General features: G+C 42.6%; 20 protein-coding genes and 11 tRNA genes. 1 reads left to right on the forward strand and 30 read right to left on the reverse strand.

From position 1 onward, the window contains the following. Positions 1–38: 38 nt before the first annotated feature. From ACT17O_RS09710 to tgt, 13 genes are all read right to left on the reverse strand, one after another. On the reverse strand, positions 39–992 hold the full coding sequence (locus tag ACT17O_RS09710) for a class I SAM-dependent methyltransferase (RefSeq protein WP_268717523.1): 954 nt from the start codon (positions 990–992) through the stop codon (positions 39–41). 58 nt (positions 993–1,050) lie between these two features. Beyond that, entirely contained in the window at positions 1,051–1,641 is a 591-nt protein-coding gene (locus ACT17O_RS09715; RefSeq protein ID WP_033629242.1) for a class I SAM-dependent methyltransferase, read from the reverse strand. Positions 1,642–1,673: 32 nt separating this feature from the next. Further along, positions 1,674–2,087, reverse strand: coding sequence for a competence type IV pilus minor pilin ComGG (gene comGG, locus ACT17O_RS09720; RefSeq protein WP_033629241.1), 414 nt, complete (start codon positions 2,085–2,087; stop codon positions 1,674–1,676). Continuing rightward, positions 2,065–2,526 (reverse strand): competence type IV pilus minor pilin ComGF, encoded by a 462-nt coding sequence (gene comGF, locus ACT17O_RS09725; protein WP_444817478.1) that lies wholly within the window; start codon positions 2,524–2,526, stop codon positions 2,065–2,067. Before comGF ends, comGG begins: the two co-directional genes overlap by 23 nt. Beyond that, complete coding sequence (gene comGE, locus ACT17O_RS09730; protein ID WP_125398137.1) at positions 2,489–2,791, reverse strand: competence type IV pilus minor pilin ComGE; 303 nt, start codon at positions 2,789–2,791, stop codon at positions 2,489–2,491. Before comGE ends, comGF begins: the two co-directional genes overlap by 38 nt. Then, complete coding sequence (gene comGD, locus ACT17O_RS09735; RefSeq protein ID WP_033629238.1) at positions 2,754–3,188, reverse strand: competence type IV pilus minor pilin ComGD; 435 nt, start codon at positions 3,186–3,188, stop codon at positions 2,754–2,756. The genes comGE and comGD overlap by 38 nt, the downstream gene beginning before the upstream one ends. Then, complete coding sequence (gene comGC, locus ACT17O_RS09740; RefSeq protein ID WP_000735800.1) at positions 3,151–3,474, reverse strand: competence type IV pilus major pilin ComGC; 324 nt, start codon at positions 3,472–3,474, stop codon at positions 3,151–3,153. Before comGC ends, comGD begins: the two co-directional genes overlap by 38 nt. Position 3,475: 1 nt before the next feature. After that, a complete protein-coding gene (gene comGB, locus ACT17O_RS09745) occupies positions 3,476–4,519 on the reverse strand; it encodes a competence type IV pilus assembly protein ComGB (protein WP_071788239.1) in 1,044 nt (347 codons plus the stop codon). After that, complete coding sequence (comGA, locus tag ACT17O_RS09750) at positions 4,440–5,381, reverse strand: competence type IV pilus ATPase ComGA (protein ID WP_033629236.1); 942 nt, start codon at positions 5,379–5,381, stop codon at positions 4,440–4,442. Before comGA ends, comGB begins: the two co-directional genes overlap by 80 nt. 62 nt (positions 5,382–5,443) lie before the next feature. Beyond that, a complete protein-coding gene (locus ACT17O_RS09755) occupies positions 5,444–5,809 on the reverse strand; it encodes a DUF1033 family protein (RefSeq protein WP_000286396.1) in 366 nt (121 codons plus the stop codon). A gap of 152 nt (positions 5,810–5,961) precedes the next feature. After that, on the reverse strand, positions 5,962–7,113 hold the full coding sequence (gene nagA / locus ACT17O_RS09760) for an N-acetylglucosamine-6-phosphate deacetylase (RefSeq protein ID WP_049538705.1): 1,152 nt from the start codon (positions 7,111–7,113) through the stop codon (positions 5,962–5,964). Positions 7,114–7,253: 140 nt separating this feature from the next. Next, entirely contained in the window at positions 7,254–9,071 is a 1,818-nt protein-coding gene (locus ACT17O_RS09765) for an acyltransferase family protein (protein ID WP_444817479.1), read from the reverse strand. Between the two features lie 133 nt (positions 9,072–9,204). Continuing rightward, the gene (gene tgt, locus ACT17O_RS09770) at positions 9,205–10,347 is read right to left on the reverse strand and encodes a tRNA guanosine(34) transglycosylase Tgt (RefSeq protein WP_071852057.1); all 1,143 of its coding nucleotides are present in this window, start codon (positions 10,345–10,347) and stop codon (positions 9,205–9,207) included. 116 nt (positions 10,348–10,463) lie between these two features. On the opposite strand from tgt, the gene ACT17O_RS09775 reads away from it, so the two are divergent. Beyond that, positions 10,464–11,321 (forward strand): DUF975 family protein, encoded by an 858-nt coding sequence (locus ACT17O_RS09775; protein ID WP_125826081.1) that lies wholly within the window; start codon positions 10,464–10,466, stop codon positions 11,319–11,321. 141 nt (positions 11,322–11,462) lie between these two features. Here the strand turns inward: ACT17O_RS09775 and ACT17O_RS09780 are convergent, their stop codons facing one another. From ACT17O_RS09780 to ACT17O_RS09860, 17 genes are all read right to left on the reverse strand, one after another. Beyond that, entirely contained in the window at positions 11,463–12,332 is an 870-nt protein-coding gene (locus tag ACT17O_RS09780) for a DUF2262 domain-containing protein (RefSeq protein ID WP_000982055.1), read from the reverse strand. A gap of 140 nt (positions 12,333–12,472) precedes the next feature. Then, positions 12,473–13,642 (reverse strand): LysM peptidoglycan-binding domain-containing protein, encoded by a 1,170-nt coding sequence (locus ACT17O_RS09785; protein WP_444817480.1) that lies wholly within the window; start codon positions 13,640–13,642, stop codon positions 12,473–12,475. 162 nt (positions 13,643–13,804) lie between these two features. Continuing rightward, on the reverse strand, positions 13,805–14,419 hold the full coding sequence (locus tag ACT17O_RS09790; RefSeq protein ID WP_444817870.1) for an HAD-IA family hydrolase: 615 nt from the start codon (positions 14,417–14,419) through the stop codon (positions 13,805–13,807). 13 nt (positions 14,420–14,432) lie between these two features. Beyond that, positions 14,433–15,713 carry an MATE family efflux transporter gene (locus ACT17O_RS09795; protein WP_200730109.1) on the reverse strand — a complete coding sequence of 427 codons (1,281 nt, stop codon included), beginning with the start codon at positions 15,711–15,713 and terminating at the stop codon, positions 14,433–14,435. A 60-nt stretch (positions 15,714–15,773) separates the two neighbouring features. Beyond that, a complete protein-coding gene (gene thrC / locus ACT17O_RS09800; protein WP_444817481.1) occupies positions 15,774–17,258 on the reverse strand; it encodes a threonine synthase in 1,485 nt (494 codons plus the stop codon). 75 nt (positions 17,259–17,333) lie between these two features. Next, on the reverse strand, positions 17,334–18,611 hold the full coding sequence (locus ACT17O_RS09805; protein ID WP_444817482.1) for a gamma-glutamylcysteine synthetase: 1,278 nt from the start codon (positions 18,609–18,611) through the stop codon (positions 17,334–17,336). A 184-nt stretch (positions 18,612–18,795) separates the two neighbouring features. Next, positions 18,796–18,879 (reverse strand) — tRNA-Leu (locus ACT17O_RS09810). Positions 18,880–18,888: 9 nt separating this feature from the next. Continuing rightward, positions 18,889–18,960: transfer RNA gene (locus tag ACT17O_RS09815), tRNA-Gln, on the reverse strand. A 13-nt stretch (positions 18,961–18,973) separates the two neighbouring features. Beyond that, a tRNA-His gene (locus ACT17O_RS09820) sits at positions 18,974–19,046 on the reverse strand. Positions 19,047–19,060: 14 nt separating this feature from the next. Next, a tRNA-Trp gene (locus tag ACT17O_RS09825) sits at positions 19,061–19,131 on the reverse strand. 11 nt (positions 19,132–19,142) lie between these two features. Then, positions 19,143–19,223, reverse strand: a tRNA-Tyr gene (locus ACT17O_RS09830). 17 nt (positions 19,224–19,240) lie between these two features. Then, positions 19,241–19,313, reverse strand: a tRNA-Phe gene (locus ACT17O_RS09835). Positions 19,314–19,316: 3 nt separating this feature from the next. Continuing rightward, positions 19,317–19,390, reverse strand: a tRNA-Met gene (locus tag ACT17O_RS09840). An 11-nt stretch (positions 19,391–19,401) separates the two neighbouring features. Further along, positions 19,402–19,491: transfer RNA gene (locus tag ACT17O_RS09845), tRNA-Ser, on the reverse strand. A 6-nt stretch (positions 19,492–19,497) separates the two neighbouring features. Further along, positions 19,498–19,569 (reverse strand) — tRNA-Glu (locus ACT17O_RS09850). An 11-nt stretch (positions 19,570–19,580) separates the two neighbouring features. Further along, a tRNA-Ile gene (locus tag ACT17O_RS09855) sits at positions 19,581–19,654 on the reverse strand. A gap of 35 nt (positions 19,655–19,689) precedes the next feature. After that, positions 19,690–19,760, reverse strand: a tRNA-Gly gene (locus ACT17O_RS09860). Positions 19,761–19,764: the final 4 nt, after the last annotated feature.

Raw genomic sequence — 19,764 nt, forward strand, 5'->3', positions numbered from 1 at the left:
TTTTTTAAGCGTTTTCATCTATTATAACAAAATCTCTTTTATATTTCAGTACCTTTGCTCCAATTTTGAAAATTTTCTTTAAAGTTCAACAAAATTGACGGATCTTGCAAGCTAGAAAGAGGATAGACAAAGGGTTCTATTTCCTTGTCTCTTTTCTTCTGTAAGACAAAAATACTTTTAGCTTGGCTTGCAGTTGAGAAAATATCCTCTGGCAGAGCGATGATAGCAGCTAGACTCACTTCGTCTTTGAGCCACCCTTTTAATAAGTCACTTTGAGGACTGGTCAATAAATCACTCGGAGCTAGAAAAATAGCATAGCCATCTGACTTAAGGTACTTGAGGCCTTGTTCCATCAGCAAATGGTGGGCATAGGTATGCTCTTGACTAGAAGCCACTTGATAGCGAGAAGCGATGGCATCGTCTGGGTAATAGCCAACAGGCAAGTCGCTGATGACCACGTCGCTTTCTTTAAGCATTTGCGGACGAACGGCATCTCCTTGGACAAAACCAGCCTGCAAACCAATCACATCTGCCATACTGGCTGCCAAATCAATCAGCAAGTCATCCACTTCGATTCCCAAGTAATCTACTTTTTTAGAGAGGGAAGTCAAGAAAGTAGCCCCCAAAATGCCCATACCAGAGCCTATTTCGAGGATGCTAATTTCCTCTTTATGAAGCAACTCTTCTACAACAAGTACCAAGAGGAGGGAAATGGCATCTGGTGTAAACTGGTGATTGGCCTGTAAAGGCTCCGTTTGTCCTGCCTTCATCAAGAGAAATTGGTAGGTCTTGAGCCACTCTTCCTTGCGAAGTGCTAAGCGTTTAAGGGCTTGATTGTTCTCCTTGACCTGCTCTAGCTCGGTCTCACCATCCAGGTAGATACTATTTTGCTCAACCAAGGCGTCATAAAAGTTGGTCGCCAAATCACTTTGGATGACTTGGACATTCTCTAGTAAATACGTATAAGCTTGTTCAATTTTTTCAAAATCCATATTCCTATCTTATCAAAATTCCCTTATTTTTTCCATCTGAAGAGAAAAAATCACTGCTTTAGTCAGCGAGTGATTTTTGGGCTACAGTTAAAAAGAGCTCTGCATAATTTCCTTGAAACAAGTCTTCAGCGCTATAGAGAATCTGACTATGCACAGATGAAAAAACCTGCTGAATTAACTTATTTTCCAGTTCAGCTAAATCAAAACCATGATGGTTGGTATCTGTCTTGACAAAATCAGCGATGAGAACTTGTCCATTCTCCCTAAGGTGATGGTAAAACATGGCAAGAGTTGCATCTAGATCAGGCATATGATGAAGAACCCGACTGACAACAATCAGGTCAAATTGCTGTTCCAAGGGATTTGCCAGTAAATCCTGCTCCAAAAACTGGATATTCTTGATGTCTTGTTGCTCTGCTTTCAAACGGGCTTGCTCCAGCATTTTCTCTGAAATGTCTACAAGGGTAACTGACTTGGCCTGCTTGGCTAGGGGCAAGGCTAATAGACCCGTCCCACCACCAAAGTCCAATATTTCCGTGTCTGATAGAAGAGCAATCTGTTTCTCGACCGCTTGACAAGCCAAATTTGCAAGGAAGATATTTTTAGGGGAATCAAAGGTTTCTGCTTTGTGGTTAAAATCGTGTTTCATGTTTTTAGTTTAGCACAAAGTAGTTGAATTTACTAGGAATTATCTTTCTTTTCAGGCTTTTCTTCTGATTTTTTCTTCCCTGCTTGATTGCTTGAATCAGTCGCTACCTCTTCCTTTTTAGCTGTTTTCTTTTCTTGGGTTTTCAGCGGAGGAAAGAGAAATTCATAATTGCCCTTATTCATACGAACACTTGTTGCAAAACCTGTTTTCGTATTTTGATACTTGACTTTTCCTAAGTTAAAGACTCGTTCCCCACTTTCTTGCTCAGCCTTATCCTTACTTCGCTTGGCCATGGCAAAAGCTGCCAACTTTTCTTTGTTTAGGGCAAAGTCTTTGTGATGGGCTACTTGCCGATTTAAATAAAACTGCAACAAAAGGCTAAAAATGGCTGCCATGGTGACTGCATATAAAAGAACGCCTGCCTTAACTTTTTGTTTTTTCCACACGATAGATGAACTCCCTTTCTAAGCCCTTTTGAAATTGGAAACGAAAGCGAACCAATTGATTTTCCTCTGTAATTTGAGCTGATTTGAGTCCATAAACCATAGGTTGGTAGCCCCGTCCGCTGGTATCCGTTTTTCGAAAATCATCCGATTTAGACTTCCCTATAGAGATATCCTTACCATCCTGTTTTAAATAGAGGCGATTGCCTTCTACCTTTTCAAACTGCGAACGCTCTAACTCTACCTCCAGTTGATCCACAAACAAGAGCCACTCCTTTTGCTCGCTTTGCTGCTGGTAACGAACTTCTAAAATGAGGAGCTGACTCATAGCTTGAAAAAGGAGCAAGCCTCCGCTAATGACGATAAGGGCAATCAGAGATTCTAAAAGAGTGAAAGCTCTTACCTTACTGCTCTTTAAGATCCAGCAACTTCGATGAACCATGGTAGACCTCCAATCCTTTCTCACTAGCAAATACCTGGATTTCCACTCCATTTACCCTCACTTGATTTTGACCTGTTTGCAAGGCCATCTTCGCCACACGCAAGACTTCTTCCTTTTGCAAGATTTCTGCCTCTTCTTGTCTATTTTTCTGGATTTGTCCCAAAAGAAGGGTCGCAATGCTGGCAAACACAGCCAAAGCTACTACTGCTTCTAGTAAGATTACTGCCTTAATTTTTTGTTTCCTTAGTGCGTTTAATTTTTCCATTTCCTAGATATAATTGATAGCGAATCGCTCCTTTACTGGTCTGAAATTCAACCTTAGCCAGGGACGAATTGCCCCCAGCTCGGTCAAATATAATGCTTTGTCCTGATGGTGCCTGAATTCCTTTAGGAACTGTCAACTTTTGACTGCCATTACTGATCGTCTGTCCATCTAAGTTCAAGCTGGTCTTTTGCTGACTGGCTACACTGCGTTTTTGTGTTTCCCGATAGAGTTCTTCAAACTCCATAAAGAAAATCTGCTCCTCTACCGCTGTAAAAGTGGATTGAACAGAACCAGACAAGCCCAAGGCAACGATACTCACAAGTCCCAAAACCAAGAGACTTTCCAGCATGGTAAAGGCCTTAATCTGCAACAGTTTGACTTGTTTTTTGTTTTGCATGGTAGTCTTTATAAGCTTTAGCTTGCTCAGCTGTGATACGACCGTCTGCTTGTAATTTGCTAAGGCTAGCATCTTCATTCTTGTCCAGACTATAGAGCTCTGCCTGGCTTTCTACGACCTTGACAACAGCAGCTTTTCCTTTATCATCTACGGCATCCTTTTGCTTGGTCAAATTGGGCACAAAGAGCAAGAGAAGAACACTGATGATAAGCAAAACCACTAACATTTCTACCAAAGTGAAAGCTTTAACCTTGGCTTTTTTTAAATTTGTCATGAGTTTTTTCATTTTAAAAATTTACCTCCATATTTTGATACATGGGCATAAGCATTGCCGCATAAAGTAAAACGATAATCAGGGCCACAAAGATAAAAACCAGTGGCTGTACCAGATTCATGGTACGATTAACTCGGGTAAAAAAAGCTTCCCAAGTTTTTTCCGCATAGATTTCCAACTCACTCCCCAGCTTGGACTTGACTTCCCCATACTCGATGATGAGACTCAACTCCTTTTTAAAGAAAGGATAGGTCGCTATGGTTTGAGAAAATTCCCGACCATTTTGCAGGGCTTGAGCCAAATCTTGACCGATTTCTTTAAAGAGCTGAGAACCTTGTTCCTGCATGATCTGAAAAATCTGCGTCAGCTCCATTCCCTGCGAAATCATATTGCCCCATTCACGCGCGTAATAGGCCGTCAGATAGGTCTGGACAAAGATTCCTAGAAAGGGAATCCGCGCTAACATCGAGAAGACCCGCATCTTGGAACTTCTTTTGTAAAAAGTGAGGGCTAAAAGCAAAGATAGAGAGCAAACCAACACTAGTCCTAGAAATATTTGTGGCAGATTGCCGATGATTTGAGTGGCAATATTGCTACTGTCCAGTTGGGGGAGCAAATAATTCCTGAGCCCCAACATGATTAGCAGGAGAAATCCCAGCAAAATCAAAGGATAGGTCGCTACTTCGATTAACTTTTTCTTGACCTTGGCCAAATTATCCAGATATTCTTCTATCTTCCCCAGACTCAGATGGAGATTCCCATGAACTTCAGCTAGAGATAATTGGGTCACAATAGCACTTGAAAAGCCCAAACTGTCCATCATCTCTGAGAAAGATTTCCCCTGAGACAATCCTTGGTGCATCTGGGCCACATAGTCCTTTTCCAGCAGGGCACTTCTGCCCAAAAAAGAAATAATTTCCACCAAATGAAAGCCACTGGAAAAGAGGTTGTTAAACAGGGTGATGATTTTCTTCTGCTTAACTATAGCTAATTTTTTCCGTTTCAGCCTGAAGACTTGTGATATGTCCTTCTTTAAGAAGCTGGTCAATCTGCGCATTCCAGCTGGTTGGCTGGTGTTCTTGAAAGTCTTTGTTTGCAAAGTCAACGATTCCTCCTCTCCCAATTAATCTCTGGTAGCAGACTCCTTGCAGAACAACTGCTAATTCCTCCTCCGTCACACCCAACTCCAGAAGGCGTTCATAAACACCTCGGATACTCTTGGCATGAATGGTTGAAAAGACCGTCGCACCTGTCAAACTGGCTCTGACAACCGCACGCGCCGTCTCGCTGTCACGAATTTCACCGATAATCAAGAGGTCAGGACGATGCCGGAGAGACAGTTTGATGAGATTTTCATAGGTCAAGCCAATCGCTTCATTCAACTGCAACTGGAGCATGTCTTCCTGCTTAATCTCAACAGGATCTTCAATGGACATGACCTGCTGCCCCTTAAAAAGTGACTTGGCCAATTCGTGCATCAAGGTCGTCTTGCCACTTCCGACTGGGCCAGCAAAGAGATAGAGCCCCCGTTGCCTGTACTGCTCGCCCAGTTCGTTCATATCCTGAAACCAGAAATGCAGGTCCTGCTCTTCGTCGTGCAACAAACGAATAACCAAACTCTCATGTCCCCGATAATCTCCTACGGTGGACAAACGCAGAGAAGACACCTTCTCCCCATGCTGATAGTCGCAAGATCCCAGCTGACTACGTCTCTTCTCCCCTACATTCATACCCGCCACAAACTTGAAATGACTAATCACTGCAGCTAAAATATCAAACTCATAGGAGTCAACTAGACACCGTTCATCTCCAACCCGCATGTGAAGTTCGTAGGACTTTTCCTTGGGGATAAAATAGATATCCTGGGCCTTCTTTTCTTTCGCAGTAGCAATAATTTTCTGTGCAATTTCTTGTACCATACCGCCCTCCTTATCTAACTATTCGCAAAAAAATAAAAAAAGCAACTTAAAAAGTTACTTTTTTATCTCCATTTCATACGGCAAGAACGGTGTTTTTCTTGACCTGTTTGTTTTTCGTAGCCTGGACGTAGCTTTTCATCGGGGATGACTTGCTCATCCTGTAAAAGTGCCAAAGAATGGTACTGCTGCAAATACTCATCACACTCATCACACCAGCGTTTATCAGCAGGATCCCAAAAGATAGTCATCAAATCACTCCGACTCTTATAAAGAGGATTCTTCTTTTCCAGCTCAAACCAGCATGATTTATAATATTTTAGAGCATCATAATACTTGTCAAAAGATTGACTCATGATGACATCTTCTTCCCAACCTTCTATGAACCACCACGGTTCAAAATCCCCATACATTTCTATAACACGATACATTCTTACTACTTCCTTTGTATCGTATATTATATCTAATTTTTTATTACAAGAAAAGGATTTTGCTTGCCTTTCCCTTTAGGAAGACTTCTTTAAATAGCTTTTCAGCCTATCATAAAAATAGGAGTCCTTTATTGACCCCTATTTTTATCTTTTTAGGCTTGATAACGTTTCACACCATCTAGGTAGGTTGCTACCAATTCCAAATCTTTATCTAGTACGATAAAGTCGGCATCGTAACCTTCACGGATTTGACCACAGACATCATCGATGTGAACAGATTTTGCTGGGTTGAGGCTGGCCATCATGACTGCTTCATGCGGATTCGCAATTCCCCATTCGACCACATTTTTCAAACCATCTTTGAGTTTGAGGATAGAACCTGCCAAATTTCCTGTCGATTTGAGGCGAGCAGTTCCATTAGCAACTACTACCGGGAATTCTCCCAACATGTAGTCGCCGTCTTCCAAGCCACCAGCTGTCATACAGTCTGTGATAAGGGCGATATTTTCAGTTCCTTTTTGCTTGAGCAAAATGTCACAGGCCTTTGGATCTACGTGGTGACCGTCACAAATCAATTCTGCGTAAGTATGTGGCAACTCATACATAGCTCCCACCATACCGAGCTCACGGTGAGTCAACCCACGCATCCCATTGTAGGCATGTACCCAAACACTCGCTCCAGCATCGACTGCTTTTTTAGCTTCATCAAAAGTCGCATTGGAGTGTCCCAGAGCAACAGTCACTCCTTCACCCGTAATTGTACGAACAAAGTCTTCTACACCTTCACGTTCTGGCGCAAGGGCGATTTTATTGAGCAAACCATTGGCAGCTTTTTGCCAAGCACGAAACTCATCCATGCGGGGGTCCTTCATATAGGCAGGGTTTTGGGCTCCTTTGTATTTCTCTGTGAAATAAGGCCCTTCAAAATAGATTCCACGAATCTTGGCTCCACTTGCTTCCTGGTAACGAGCACCGATATTTTCAGTTACCGCAAGCAACTGCTCGTAAGAGGAAGTCAACGTCGTTGGCAAGAAGCTGGTGACACCTGTACTAAGTAGCCCTTCACTCATGGTATGAAGGGTTCCTTCGATGTTATTGTCCATGACATCGACACCACCAAATCCATGAATGTGGGTATCCACAAGTCCTGGAGCAATGCTATAACCTGTATAGTCAATCACCTCAGCTCCTTCAGGAATCTCTTCTACATGTTTTCCAAACTTGCCATCCACAAGTTCTAAGTAACCGCCACGACGAACTCCGTGTGGGTAGAAAAACTGATCCGCTTTAATATAATTAGGCATAATGATAACCTCCTTAATAGATTGATTCTAGAATTTATTATGTCAATTACATTATAAACCTTTCTTTTTCATTTGTAAATGGTATAGACCTATTTTCTAGAGATATTTTAAAAGAGCTGGATATCTCCAACTCTTTGATCTTATTTTGATTTCACAGGTAGCTCTTGAGCAGCCTTGACAGCAGCTGCAATCGTTTCTGCGTAAAGTTTAGCACCTTCTTCAATCATGTTGCTATCATTTCCAAAGTGAACTTGGTCGGTTCCAGCCCAGATTTCAGGGTGCTCCTTAGCAACTTTATTCCAGTCAGCGATGCTCACGTAAGGATTCTTTTCAGCTAATTCCCGCGCATAAGCCGCATACTGCTCCACTGATGTGTAAGTGTCCTTACTCTTGTCTCCCTCATAAGGTGTAACAAGAATGAGATGGTGTCCTTTCGGTAGATTGTTCACGATGCTGTCCAAATCATTCTTGTAACCTTCAGGATTGTTGACTCCCGTTGCAATGACAACTGTTTTTAAAAGCGCCTTGTTCTGACTGTTATTGAGCATAATATCGTTGGCTTGCTTGGTCGTTCGACTAATCTGGGCATTGATATTTGCTTCAGGAAGTGCCTCTTGTAAGGCTGTATTGGCACGCAAGGCTACCGAATCTCCTATTAGGCTTGTTCCATCAGAAATTCCTAGACGACTCAGTTCAGCTTGTTCAGCAAGAGTCTTTGTTTGTCCTATATTGGTCTGGGCTTGTTTGAAACCATTGACCATCAAGTCTGTCTCAAAAGCTCCAACTTGAGGAGCCACAACTATGATAATCAAGCTAATCAAGGTAAGAATGACAGCAGCACCAGCACTAATTGGTTTAATATGAGGCAATCGACTAATCTTCCGTATTAAAGGATTGGATTTACCGGCAATCAATGGCTCAATAATATAGAAGGATAAGATAGCAAAGAAATAAGAAAAGATGATTGTCAGAATAACAGCAGGCAGATTACTCATCAGCTGAGAAAAGATAATATAAAAAGGCCAGTGGAAGAGATAAACCGCGTAGCTGGTATCCGCTAAAAATGTAACGATCCGAGGTTCTTGTATCTCAGGCGTTTTCTCATGCAAGACACGCGCAGCAAAAATCATGGTCACTGCCGCTAAACTTGCTAGCAAGAAGCCAAATAAGTACGCAAACAGGTAGGTGAACTTGACAAAGAAAGTCAAGAGCACTAACACCAAAAGCCCCGCAGCAAATACCAGGAGATTCTGACGAAGATCCCACATCCGGTCAAACTGCTTGACTAAATCGCTCGTCTGACGAACCCCCACAACCGTCGCCAAAATGCTTCCTAAAAAGAAGGGATAGACATGGGTCAAACTTGAAAAGTAGACAGATGAATAGGAACTCGCCATTAGACTACCAATAAACATGGAGAAAAAGCTAATGATGAAAGCTCCAGCAGAAAGAAGAAAGACCATCCCTCTCAATTGACTACTAGATTTTGAACGTTTCGATAAGAACCAAACCGCTAAGCCCCAAAGGATATAGTAGTGAACCTCAACAGCTAGACTCCAGTTGTGAACAAAGAGATGCGGAATGAACTGGGATTCATAACTTCCCCCTGTTAACATTTCGTAGAAGTTGGTCATAAAACCGAGAACTCCAGCTATCTGGCCACCAATTCCAGCAACATAGTCTTGACGAACCAAGAAAGTAAAAGGCATGGTCACCAAAACCATCAGCACCACAGGTGGCACGATGCGGTAAAACCGTCTCTTAAAAAAGCTCAGCAAATCAATCTGGCGTGCCTTCCCAAATTCTTCTAAAAGGAGGGAAGTGATCAAAAATCCTGAAAAAGTGAAAAAGACATCTACCCCAAAGAAACCTCCAGGAAAGATCGTTTGAAAGAAGTGGTACAAAAGCACCAAAAGTAAACCTGTAATCCTAATCAAGGAAAACCATTTAATACGCATACGAGTCTATTCTCCATTAAATTAGGAAGTAAAACACCACCTAATTTCCATTCCATTATACTCCCTATTCTATCAAAAAAATAGGAAAAATCCTAAGAGAAAACTTAGGATTTTGGCATTCTATTTTTACACTTTAAAAATTGCGTCCTGACTTGTTGTAGCCATATTTTTCTACAAAATACTCACGAAATTCCAAGAGATGGTCATCCATGATGGCTTGACGGACCTGCTTCATCAGATTGAGTAAGAAGTAGAGATTGTGGTAGCTAGTCAAGCGGATACCGAAGGTTTCATCAGCCTTGAGCAAATGACGAAGGTAGGCGCGTGTGTAGTTCTTACATGTGTAGCAATCACACTCAGGATCCAGTGGCGTAAAGTCTTCAGCGAATTGGGCATTTTTGACAACCAAACGACCTTGACTGGTCATACAAGTCCCGTTACGAGCGATACGAGTCGGCAAGACACAGTCAAACATATCCACACCACGAATAACTCCATCGATCAAGCTATCTGGCGCTCCCACACCCATCAGATAGCGAGGTTTGTTTTCAGGCAGCAGTTGGGTTGTAAAGTCCAAGACTGCATTCATTTCTTCGTGGGTTTCTCCCACTGCCAAACCACCGATAGAGTAGCCAGGAAAGTCCATGCTGACAAGGTCGTGAGCTGACTGACGGCGAAGATCTTCAAAGCCTGCCCCCTGCACAATTCCAAACAAGCCTTGGTCATGCGGACGACGATGAGCCTTCAAACCACGCTCAGCCCAACGGCTGGTACGTTCGATTGATTTCTTAACATAATCATAGGGTTGGTAAAATTGAGGACATTCGTCAAAGGACATCATGATGTCTGAGCCTAGATTGTTCTGGATAGAGATGGCCTTTTCTGGCGATAGGAACATCTTGGAACCATTGAGATGGTTTTTAAAGGTTACTCCTTCTTCTGTGATATTTCGACTATCCGCTAGAGAATAAACCTGAAAACCACCACTATCCGTCAAGATGGGCTGATCCCAGTTCATGAACTTGTGGAGACCGCCTGCGCGTGCGATGAGTTCGTCTCCTGGACGGAGCCACAAGTGATAGGTGTTTGACAGGATAATCCCTGAACCCATCTCCTTCAACTCCTCTGGTGATTGAGTCTTGACCGTGGCTTGGGTCCCAACTGGCATAAACATAGGTGTCGGGAAGGTACCGTGCGGCGTGATGATTTCTCCCAGACGAGCTCCTGTGTGTTTCTCTTTCTTAATCAAACGGTATTTGATTGGTGAATCTGACATTTTTTACCTCCGAAGCTGGGAAAAACAGTCCCAGTTCATACTTTGCGCCCAAAGGCATACTGTATGATTTTATCAAAAAAAGCTGGAACTGTCACGAACTATGGTATAATGAGAGAATGAAATACCCAAAAATTGATTTAAAAACTATTCGTCTGCAGGCTAGGCAATTTCAGGCTGAAAATCCCCGCCTCCTTCTGGTCTATCTCCTTCCTAGTATGCTGGTCATCTTGTCAGGCTTTCTCAACCCCTTGGCTCGTCTCCAAGAAAGTGTTTTAGAGCAATCCTTTTTCAGCATGCTGGCACAAGTTCTCCAAGCCTATCTCTTCCCGCTAGTAGTTTCTTTTATGAGCACGATTTTTCTAGTAGGTGCTGCCTTTGCGACACTCCGACTCCTCAAGGATCCTGATACGGAACTCTCAGTAAAATCAAGCCTGGCCCTCTTTGCTGAAGAGCGCTTCTCGCAAACCTTCCTAACTCTGCTCCTCAAACGTTTCTACCTCTTTTTATGGAGCATTCCAAACTTAGTAGGCATTTATTTCCTCTTTTATAGCAATCTCTTGGCTAGAAGATTTGTTGCCCTACATCCTGAGTTTCCAAAACTAGACCTCTCATCTATTGAAAACGAGCAATTCCTTATGACCTTTGGGCTCTACTTTTTTGCGAGCCTCATCTTGATGATTGTAGGAAATGCCCTCTATATCCCGCAACATTACGCCTACTCGCAGGTAGAATTCCTCCTCTGCGACACTCTAGATTTAGGGCAGGCTAAACCCAGTCAAATCCTGAAAACCAGTCGTTTCTTGGTGAAAGGTTACAAATTTCAACGCTTTGTCCTCGATTTACAACTACTTCCTTGGTACTTCCTCAATTGGATTACTTTTGGAATTGCTAGTTTTTCAATCCTTCCCTATATCCAGAGCAGCCAAATCATTTTCTATCGAACTTTGCTCGCTCTCAAACGCCGAAAAGTATAAACTTTCTACTATTATCTCAAAAAAATCAGCACTTTCTAAAGAAGGTGCTGATTTCAGTTATTTTTAAAATATAATGAAGAAACTCCTGTAACAGGACTAAGTTGCTTATTCACAATAAAGAAATAATCACATGCTGTCCATTTACCCTACCAAGGTCACATTTTCTATATTTCCTTCAATATCTGCCCTGACTTCTACCGCATGCCCAGCAAAAATATCCTCTTTATCTCCATAATAAAGAGTCAAATCCCCCGCTTCGCTGATAGACAGTTCCCCCAGATACAAGGAATTATAAAAATAGTCCTCTGTTAATACTTCGGCATCTCCGTCTGAAGCTAGCCAGTCCTCTGCTGTTTCCCACATCTCTTTTACTATAACGTCTCGGATTTCAGAGTCTCTTCGGTCAATATCCCTGACAAATGTTTTCAAGTAGCCAAATGATTTTGGTGGTAAGCTGGCATCTTCATTTGCATCCAACATCACGCTAACCCTGCTTCCCGCAAGATCCATACTTCCCTCAAACCATGAATAAGCTCTATTTAAAGTGAATTCGCCTATAGAATCTTTGATGACGACTGGTTTAACATATTCTGCAATCAGAGCTTCTAATCTACTATCCGACTGCCCATCTTCAATGTATTCCAGCAGACGATAACAGTTATTCGCTACTGCTGCCATATAAGGTTCTAATTGCCTTTGTGGTCTTTTCTGACATTTGATGTGATGAATCTGATAGGGCTCGAAACTATAGCTATAGAGCAAGCCCTTTTCTTCATATTCCTCTGGACTCACCAACCACTCCAAACGTCCCTCTATTTCCGAGAACTCCTTTGTCCCCACATTCACACTTGCTACAAAATGAACCGAAGGCAACTTCCATCCATTCTTTAAAACAGTCGCACCTCCCACATTTTGTAAAGTGATAATCAAGAGTTCAACGACTTCACCACAAAATTCTTTTTCAAAGTCATCAATGGTTTTCTCAAATGTTTTTTTCAAACTATTCATCATAGTGTTCTCACCTTCTACTAAAATAAAAATACTTGATTTTCAGTCAACTTCAGTTTGATTATAGCATAACTTTGAAAACATTTTGACTTAGAACAACAAAAAGAAGCCTCAACCTTATGAGTTTTCAGCTTCTTTTTCTATTAGTTCATTGAAACGTGAACGTGGTCATAGTGGTTTTCGGTTACGCTACCACGGTCTGGCATTGGATTCCACGTGTAGGCTGGTCCATATTTACTATCGTATGGAGCGTAGAAACGTTGTTTCCAGATGATATAATTGATGCCACGGCTAGCCATATTTTGGACTGCATATTCTGCAATTCGATCTCCGAGTGCTGAACTCACTGGAACCATGAAGTCGATGGCCAAACCTTTACCATGGTCCCCACTGTCACCAGGACGGTAACCACTAAAGGATGTGATGCCAAACAAGTTGGCGATTTCTTCCTTAAAGGCTGCAGTTTGTGGTTGAAGACCAGCATTCTCAGACTTAGCTACAGCAAGTCCTGCATAGTCAGGAGCTGCTGGAGCTGAATAAGTTCTTGAAGGAGTTTGGCTTTGCTCTGCTTGATAAGTCGAAGTTGCAGTGTCAGAAGTTGCTGTTGATGCTGCTTCTGTTGCACTTGATCCTGTTGTATCAGCAGGTGTTTCAGTTGCTGGAGCAGCTGCTACTGGTGCTTCTGCTGGAGTTGTTGCTGCCGTTTCTTCAGTAGCTGGAGTCGCTGCTTGAGGAGCTTCTTCTTCAACTGGACTAGTTGTTTCTGCTGCTACAGGTGTTTCTGTAGATGGTGTCTCTTCAGCAACTGTCGCTGTCTCAGAAACTTCTGAATTTGGCGCTACTTCTGTTGGTTTTTCAGTCTCTGTTACAGTTGGAGCATCCTCAATTGGTTGAGAAAGATCTTCTACTTGAACTGTTTGTTCATCAACTGTCACTTGATTCGTCGTCAAATCAGCTGTCGCAGTCGTCACTTCTTCACTAGAATCCGCTTGAGGAGTTTGGATTTCAACTTCCGTCACCTCTTCTTCCTCATTGACAGTTGTAGTGAGGACAGTATCTGGGAAAATCAAGTCCATATTAGTGATTTTGTTCAAATTAGCAAGAACGGTTACATCTACTCCCAAAGCTTCTGCAATCGTGCTCAGGGTATCACCATACTGAACTGTATAGCTGTTTTTGTTCTCGTTTTTCGTCACATCATTTTGGATTTGCTCAACGCTACGTGCTGTCCAAGAGATTTCTTGAGCTTTAGCTCCTAATGCGGGAGCAAGAGACAGGGCTACTGTTGAGGCTAAAATAATTCTTTTCTTCATTCGTTCATATTCCTTTCAAATGAGTACCTGTCTATCATAACACAAAAAAAACAGAAAAAAAGCCCTCTCGGGCCTATTTAACAGAACTGTCTATTCCTTGTAACAAACTAGATCAGTTGAAATAGTTTGTTAGCCTTCTGTCATAAAACTGACACAATCTTTTTATTGCTCATCCTCAAAAATGTAGGGAATATCTGCCAATGCTTGAATCCTCTGATTCCCTTCATAAGTTGACTCTAAAAAGTTAATGCTTTGAATACCGCTATTCTGGGCAAATTTCACATCCAAAGTCCGGTCCCCTAGATAATAGGTAGTCCTAGGATCCAACTCATATTTGTCTAGCAGATATGTCGCCGCTTCTGGACTGGGCTTGCGTGCAAAACCACTCTGATTAGTTAAAATTTCTGTGAAATAGAACTCTAACCCCAAGTCTCTTAAAATAGTAAGCGCATTGTCTCCCTTATGAGTATAGACAAACTGCTGAATCCCTGCTTGGTCTGCCCAAGCTAGCACTTCACCCGCACCTGGCATCAAAATTACCTGGGCATTTTTCTCAGCCAGACTTTGGGCGCGCACCTGATTGAGCACTTCCGCATCCAGGTTTCTCTCTTCTGCCACCTGCTCCAGCAAATCCTGCACAGAGTACCTGAGGATAAACTCTCTCACTTTTTCCTTATCATAAGGAATAGAAAACTGAGCAAAGGTCTCCTCAATCCCTGACAAAATCGCTTCGTACGAGTCTAATAAAGTCCCGTCTAAATCCCAAATAAAGGCTATTTTTTTGCATCTCCTATCCTTTCAAACTCATATAACGCTGGTAACGGTAACGTAGAAATAACCAACGGAAACCATTATCCAAGAGAGTCCCTGCCCAAATACCAGGCAAGTCCCAACCAAGCACAATCCCCATCAGATAGGCTGTCCCAATGCGGATACACCACATCCCGATACTTGTAGCATAAAAGGGGAGGCGAGCATTGCCCAAACCCTGCCAAACTGCCGTATATATAACTGTCCCTGTTGCCATGGGAGTCCCTAGTAGTGAGAACAGTGCCACCAAAACGCTCGCTTCGACTGCTATAGGGTCGGTCGTATAGAGATGAGTCAATGGTGTCCCCAAGGCATAGATACTGAAAGTTAAGGGCAACATGAGAAGCAGGGAAAGCCAAAAGGTTTGCTTGCTCAAATCATCTACTCTTTCCCAGTTATCCTCTCCAACTGCTCGAGCTACCTGCATGACCGTCGCCGTAGCGACGCCAAAGGCAGGCATATAGTTAAACTGGGTCAAGACTTCTCCGACTGCATTCCCCGCTACTGCCTCCGTCCCAAAAGAAACAACCAAGGCAATGATCACTACATCTCCAGCTCGCATCATGAGACGTTCTCCTGCCGCTGGCAAAGCCAAAGTCAATAGTTCCTTATCTAAACCAAAAGTCGGTTTCTCAAAAGGCAGCTTTAATTGCGACCACAAAATCACAAGACCGACTAAGCGAGACAAGATAGTCCCCCAAGCAACACCCGCTATGCCCATATCAAGGACAAAAATAGCTAGACTTGAAAAAAGAATATTCAAGGCATTGGATAAAAGACTAACATAGAGAGGTAGACGCGGATTATGCGTTGCACGAATCAAGGCACCTATACTCGTCATCAAACCCAAGAGAACAATCGATCCACCCACCAAAGATAGGTAGAGTCCACCACTCTCGGCCACATCCTGCTCAGTTCCCAAGAGCCCTATCATCTCTTGCCCAGAAAAGATGGATAAGGCCCCTAAAAGCAAACTTAGTAGTAAGGTAATCTTCAGCGCTTCAGTCACATGATAAGCTAGCTTGGACTGATCTTTCTGCCCCAAACTTTTTGAAATAACGCTGGAAATAGCAGCTCCCAGAGCGATAAAAATCGCCTGGTAAATGGTGATAATATTGCCAGCAACTGAAACACCCGAAATAGCGATTAAGCCCAAGTGAGCGACCAAGTAACTGTCCACCATTCCCATGAGCATCTGCAAAAAGTTTTCACCCATAGCTGGCAATGCAATATTAAGAATGTCTCTATTTTTCTTAAACAATCCTTCCTCCTGATGAAAAGAAACTCAGTTGGTTTCCCAACCGAGTTTACTCCCTCTGTCTTAAAGTCCTAGATAAGCCTCCACCGCAGCTTGCATGTCAGCAGCTGCCACTGTTGTTTTATGACGAACTGGAGCTGTTTCAAGGCCATCAACCGCTGGTGGCACTGCCACTCCTGAAATGTCATGTAATTGAGCCAAGGCTTCAAAGTCAGTCAAGCCTGCTTTTCCTGTTACAGCTTCTACTGCAACCACTGGGAACTTGTATGGACTAGCTGTTGAAGCAATCACTGTCTTAGTCGCATCGCCAGTAGCCACTTGGTATTTTCTATAAACAGCTGAGGCAACCGCCGTATGTGGATCCTCAATATAGGTATCTGTATCATAAACACGCTTGATTTCTGTCGCAGTTTCTTCCTCAGTTGCATATTCAGCTGCAAAGAGTTCCAGAATCGCTGCATCAAAGTCTGTCAATTCATATTGTCCTTGTGTACTCAAGGCATTCATGAGTTCAGCAGTCTTAACCGCATCATTCCCCAAAAGATGGAAAATCAAACGCTCCAAGTTTGAAGATACCAGGATATCCATAGATGGACTAGTTGTCACTTTAAACTCACGTTTCTTGTCGTAAACACGTGTCTTGAAGAAGTCTGTCAAAACATTGTTGTCATTTGAAGCACAGATTAATTTGCCAACTGGCAGACCAATTTGTTTAGCATAAAAAGCAGCCAAGATATTTCCAAAGTTTCCTGTTGGTACTGTAAAGTTGACCTTATCACCAGCTACAATCTCACCAGACTTGACCAACTGAGCGTAGGCATAAACATAATAAACAATCTGTGGTACCAAACGACCAATGTTCATAGAGTTAGCTGATGAAAATTGCAGTTTATTGGCAGCCAATTTTTCACGAAGTTCCACATCGTTGAACATGTGCTTCACGTTTGTTTGTGCATCGTCAAAGTTTCCATCAATAGCGATAACATGAGTATTGTCGCCAGTCTGAGTAGTCATTTGCAACTCTTGTACCTTGCTGACACCATACTTTGGATAAAAGACGATAATCTCAGTTCCAGGAACATCGGCAAACCCCGCCATAGCAGCTTTCCCAGTATCACCAGATGTCGCTGTCAAAATGACAACCTTGTTCTCCAAACCATGCTTTTTAGCGGCTGTCGTCATAAAGTATGGCAAGATAGACAAGGCCATATCCTTAAAGGCAATCGTTGAACCATGGAACAATTCCAAGTTGTATTGCCCATCCAGTTTCACCAATGGCGCAATAGCTGGAGTATCAAACTTGCTATCGTAGGCATTGTTGATACAGTAGTCCAACTCCTCAGCCGTAAAGTCATCTAAAAATGCTGATAAAACTAATTTAGCCACTTCTTGGTAAGAAGCATCTTTTAATGTGTCAAAGTCCAAATCAACCTTTGGATAAGAAAGCGGTGTAAACAAACCACCATCCGTCGCCAATCCTTGCAAAATAGCTTGGCTGGCAGTTACTGTATTATTGGCATCACGCGTTGATTGATAAACTAATGTCATGAATCTCTATCCTTTATCTATAGTCTCTTCCATTATATCACGATTTTTCAGAAAATTCTCCCTTTATAAGAGAAATTATAATCCCAATTCTTTCTTCAAAGGCTCTAAATAAACCATTTCTTGCTTATCTCTTTTCTCCAGTCCTTCCTCAGCTAGGATGAGTAAGTCTTTAGAAAACTCGAGAACCGCAGCTTCTTCTTCATCTGTGAGTTGTTTTTTAGAAAATTGTCGCCTTAAAGACTTGTAATCACGACCAGCTGTGGTAAAAAATGGAGCAGTTCGCAAGTAAGCTTCAAGCTTGTCTAAATGAACCAACAATCCCAAGTGAAAGGCAGCAGAAGCAAAAGTTCTATCTAGAGGTTGCGTACACACACTACGAAATTCAATAGTCCCTCGAGTCGTTAAGTCTTGGTACTGGTAACTACGATGAGTTTGGAAATCTTCCTCCTGAGGATGAATTAACACCTCATCCCCATTAAGGGTAAATGCTTGGATTTCAGGTGTAGCCAAATAGTCCCTAGCCTGAATCGGATAAAAATAATAGGTCTGCCCATCACGCTCCGCAGTAAAAATCGCAGAATGATTTAGATAGTCAAAAAAATCATCCTCATCTTTAAATAGTCTAGTGTTGACACCTACATTCTCTGGATAGATACCATGCATGGATTCTTCCCAAAAAATATCTCTCGAAATTTTGGTATCCCAATCTGCCCCTGAAAACTCAGAATTGGCAAACAAATAAGCTTTGGCAGCTTCAATTTGCGTAAAAGCATTGATAACACGCAGGTAGCTGGACCTTGAAACGTCTAGTTGAACCTGACTTCCACAGATAAAGGCACCATACTCAGGGAAATGATGTAAATCTGATTTAGTAACATTTCTACTCAAATTCAGATAATCCATCAACATCTGATAGCGTGGATAAGCCACTGGACAATTCTCATTTTTATCCCAGTTGGGATGAATGCCGCAGCCAACAATAGCATGATTAGCTTCACCCAATTTATTCTGAATCGTAGCCATATAGAAGTTAAAGCGTTCTTCTACCTCTTGGATAGATTCGGCCTTTCCGAATGCAAACTCAATCGTCGTATAAGCAACCTCAAACAAGATCGTATCTTGGCTGACTGGATCAAGTAACTGAATTGGATTCCCAAAATCATCTACTTTTTCGATAGTAAAGCCCAGTACTGATGGTAAATACCGAAAGAGATCCTTAACAACTTCACCATCTGTAGCCTTACCCTCTAAATTTACAATAGGAAATTCTAACTCAATTCCAATAAATAAATCTGGGTTCTCTTTTATATTCTTTAAATAACGCTTCTTTAGTAATTCAACAGACCGAGACATTAATCACCAAACTCTTTCATAATCAAAATAAATTGTGAATAAGTAATATTATACCAAAAATACACTAAAAATGACTAGAATAAGAAGAAAAAGATGTTTCATCAGTTATCTGTACTTAAAGAAAAAATATCAAAATCTTCACTAAATCAAAAAACAAGGTCCGAAAACCTTGTCATTATTACTATACCGGCGGCCGGGGTCGAACCGGCACGTCCTTGCGGACACTGGATTTTGAGTCCAGCGCGTCTGCCAATTCCGCCACGCCGGCAAATAGTAACTGGGGTAGCTGGATTCGAACCAACGCATGAGGGAGTCAAAGTCCCTTGCCTTACCGCTTGGCTATACCCCAATAATATAAAATAGGCGAGTGATGGGGATCGAACCCACGCATGCCAGAGCCACAATCTGGTGTGTTAACCACTTCACCACACCCGCCATAATCATATTAACACGGGCAGTAGGAATTGAACCCACACTGAAGGTTTTGGAGACCTTAGTTCTACCTTTAAACTATGCCCGTAACTAAAGTAATGGAAGGGGAGGGATTCGAACCCCCGAACCCGAAGGAGCGGATTTACAGTCCGCCGCGTTTAGCCTCTTCGCTACCCTTCCAAGTTATAAATAAAATATGGCGCGAGACGGAATCGAACCGCCGACACATGGAGCTTCAATCCATTGCTCTACCAACTGAGCTACCGAGCCAAATTGCGGGAGCAGGATTTGAACCTACGACCTTCGGGTTATGAGCCCGACGAGCTACCGAGCTGCTCCATCCCGCGTTAATATAAAAAGGAGGATGTGGGATTCGAACCCACGCACGCTTTTACACGCCTGACGGTTTTCAAGACCGTTCCCTTCAGCCGGACTTGGGTAATCCTCCAATAAATAGTCCGTACGGGATTCGAACCCGTGTTACCGCCGTGAAAAGGCGGTGTCTTAACCCCTTGACCAACGGACCATATTTATAAATGGGCACGAGTGGACTCGAACCACCGACCTCACGCTTATCAGGCGTGCGCTCTAACCACCTGAGCTACGCGCCCAAGTTTAAAAAACTTGGTAATTGAACAAAGTTCAAAGCGGGTGACGAGAATCGAACTCGCGACAACAGCTTGGAAGGCTGTAGTTTTACCACTAAACTACACCCGCTAAA

Origin of the sequence: Streptococcus sp. HJ1 (assembly GCF_052399005.1) — a bacterium.
Classification (GTDB): Bacteria; Bacillota; Bacilli; order Lactobacillales; family Streptococcaceae; genus Streptococcus.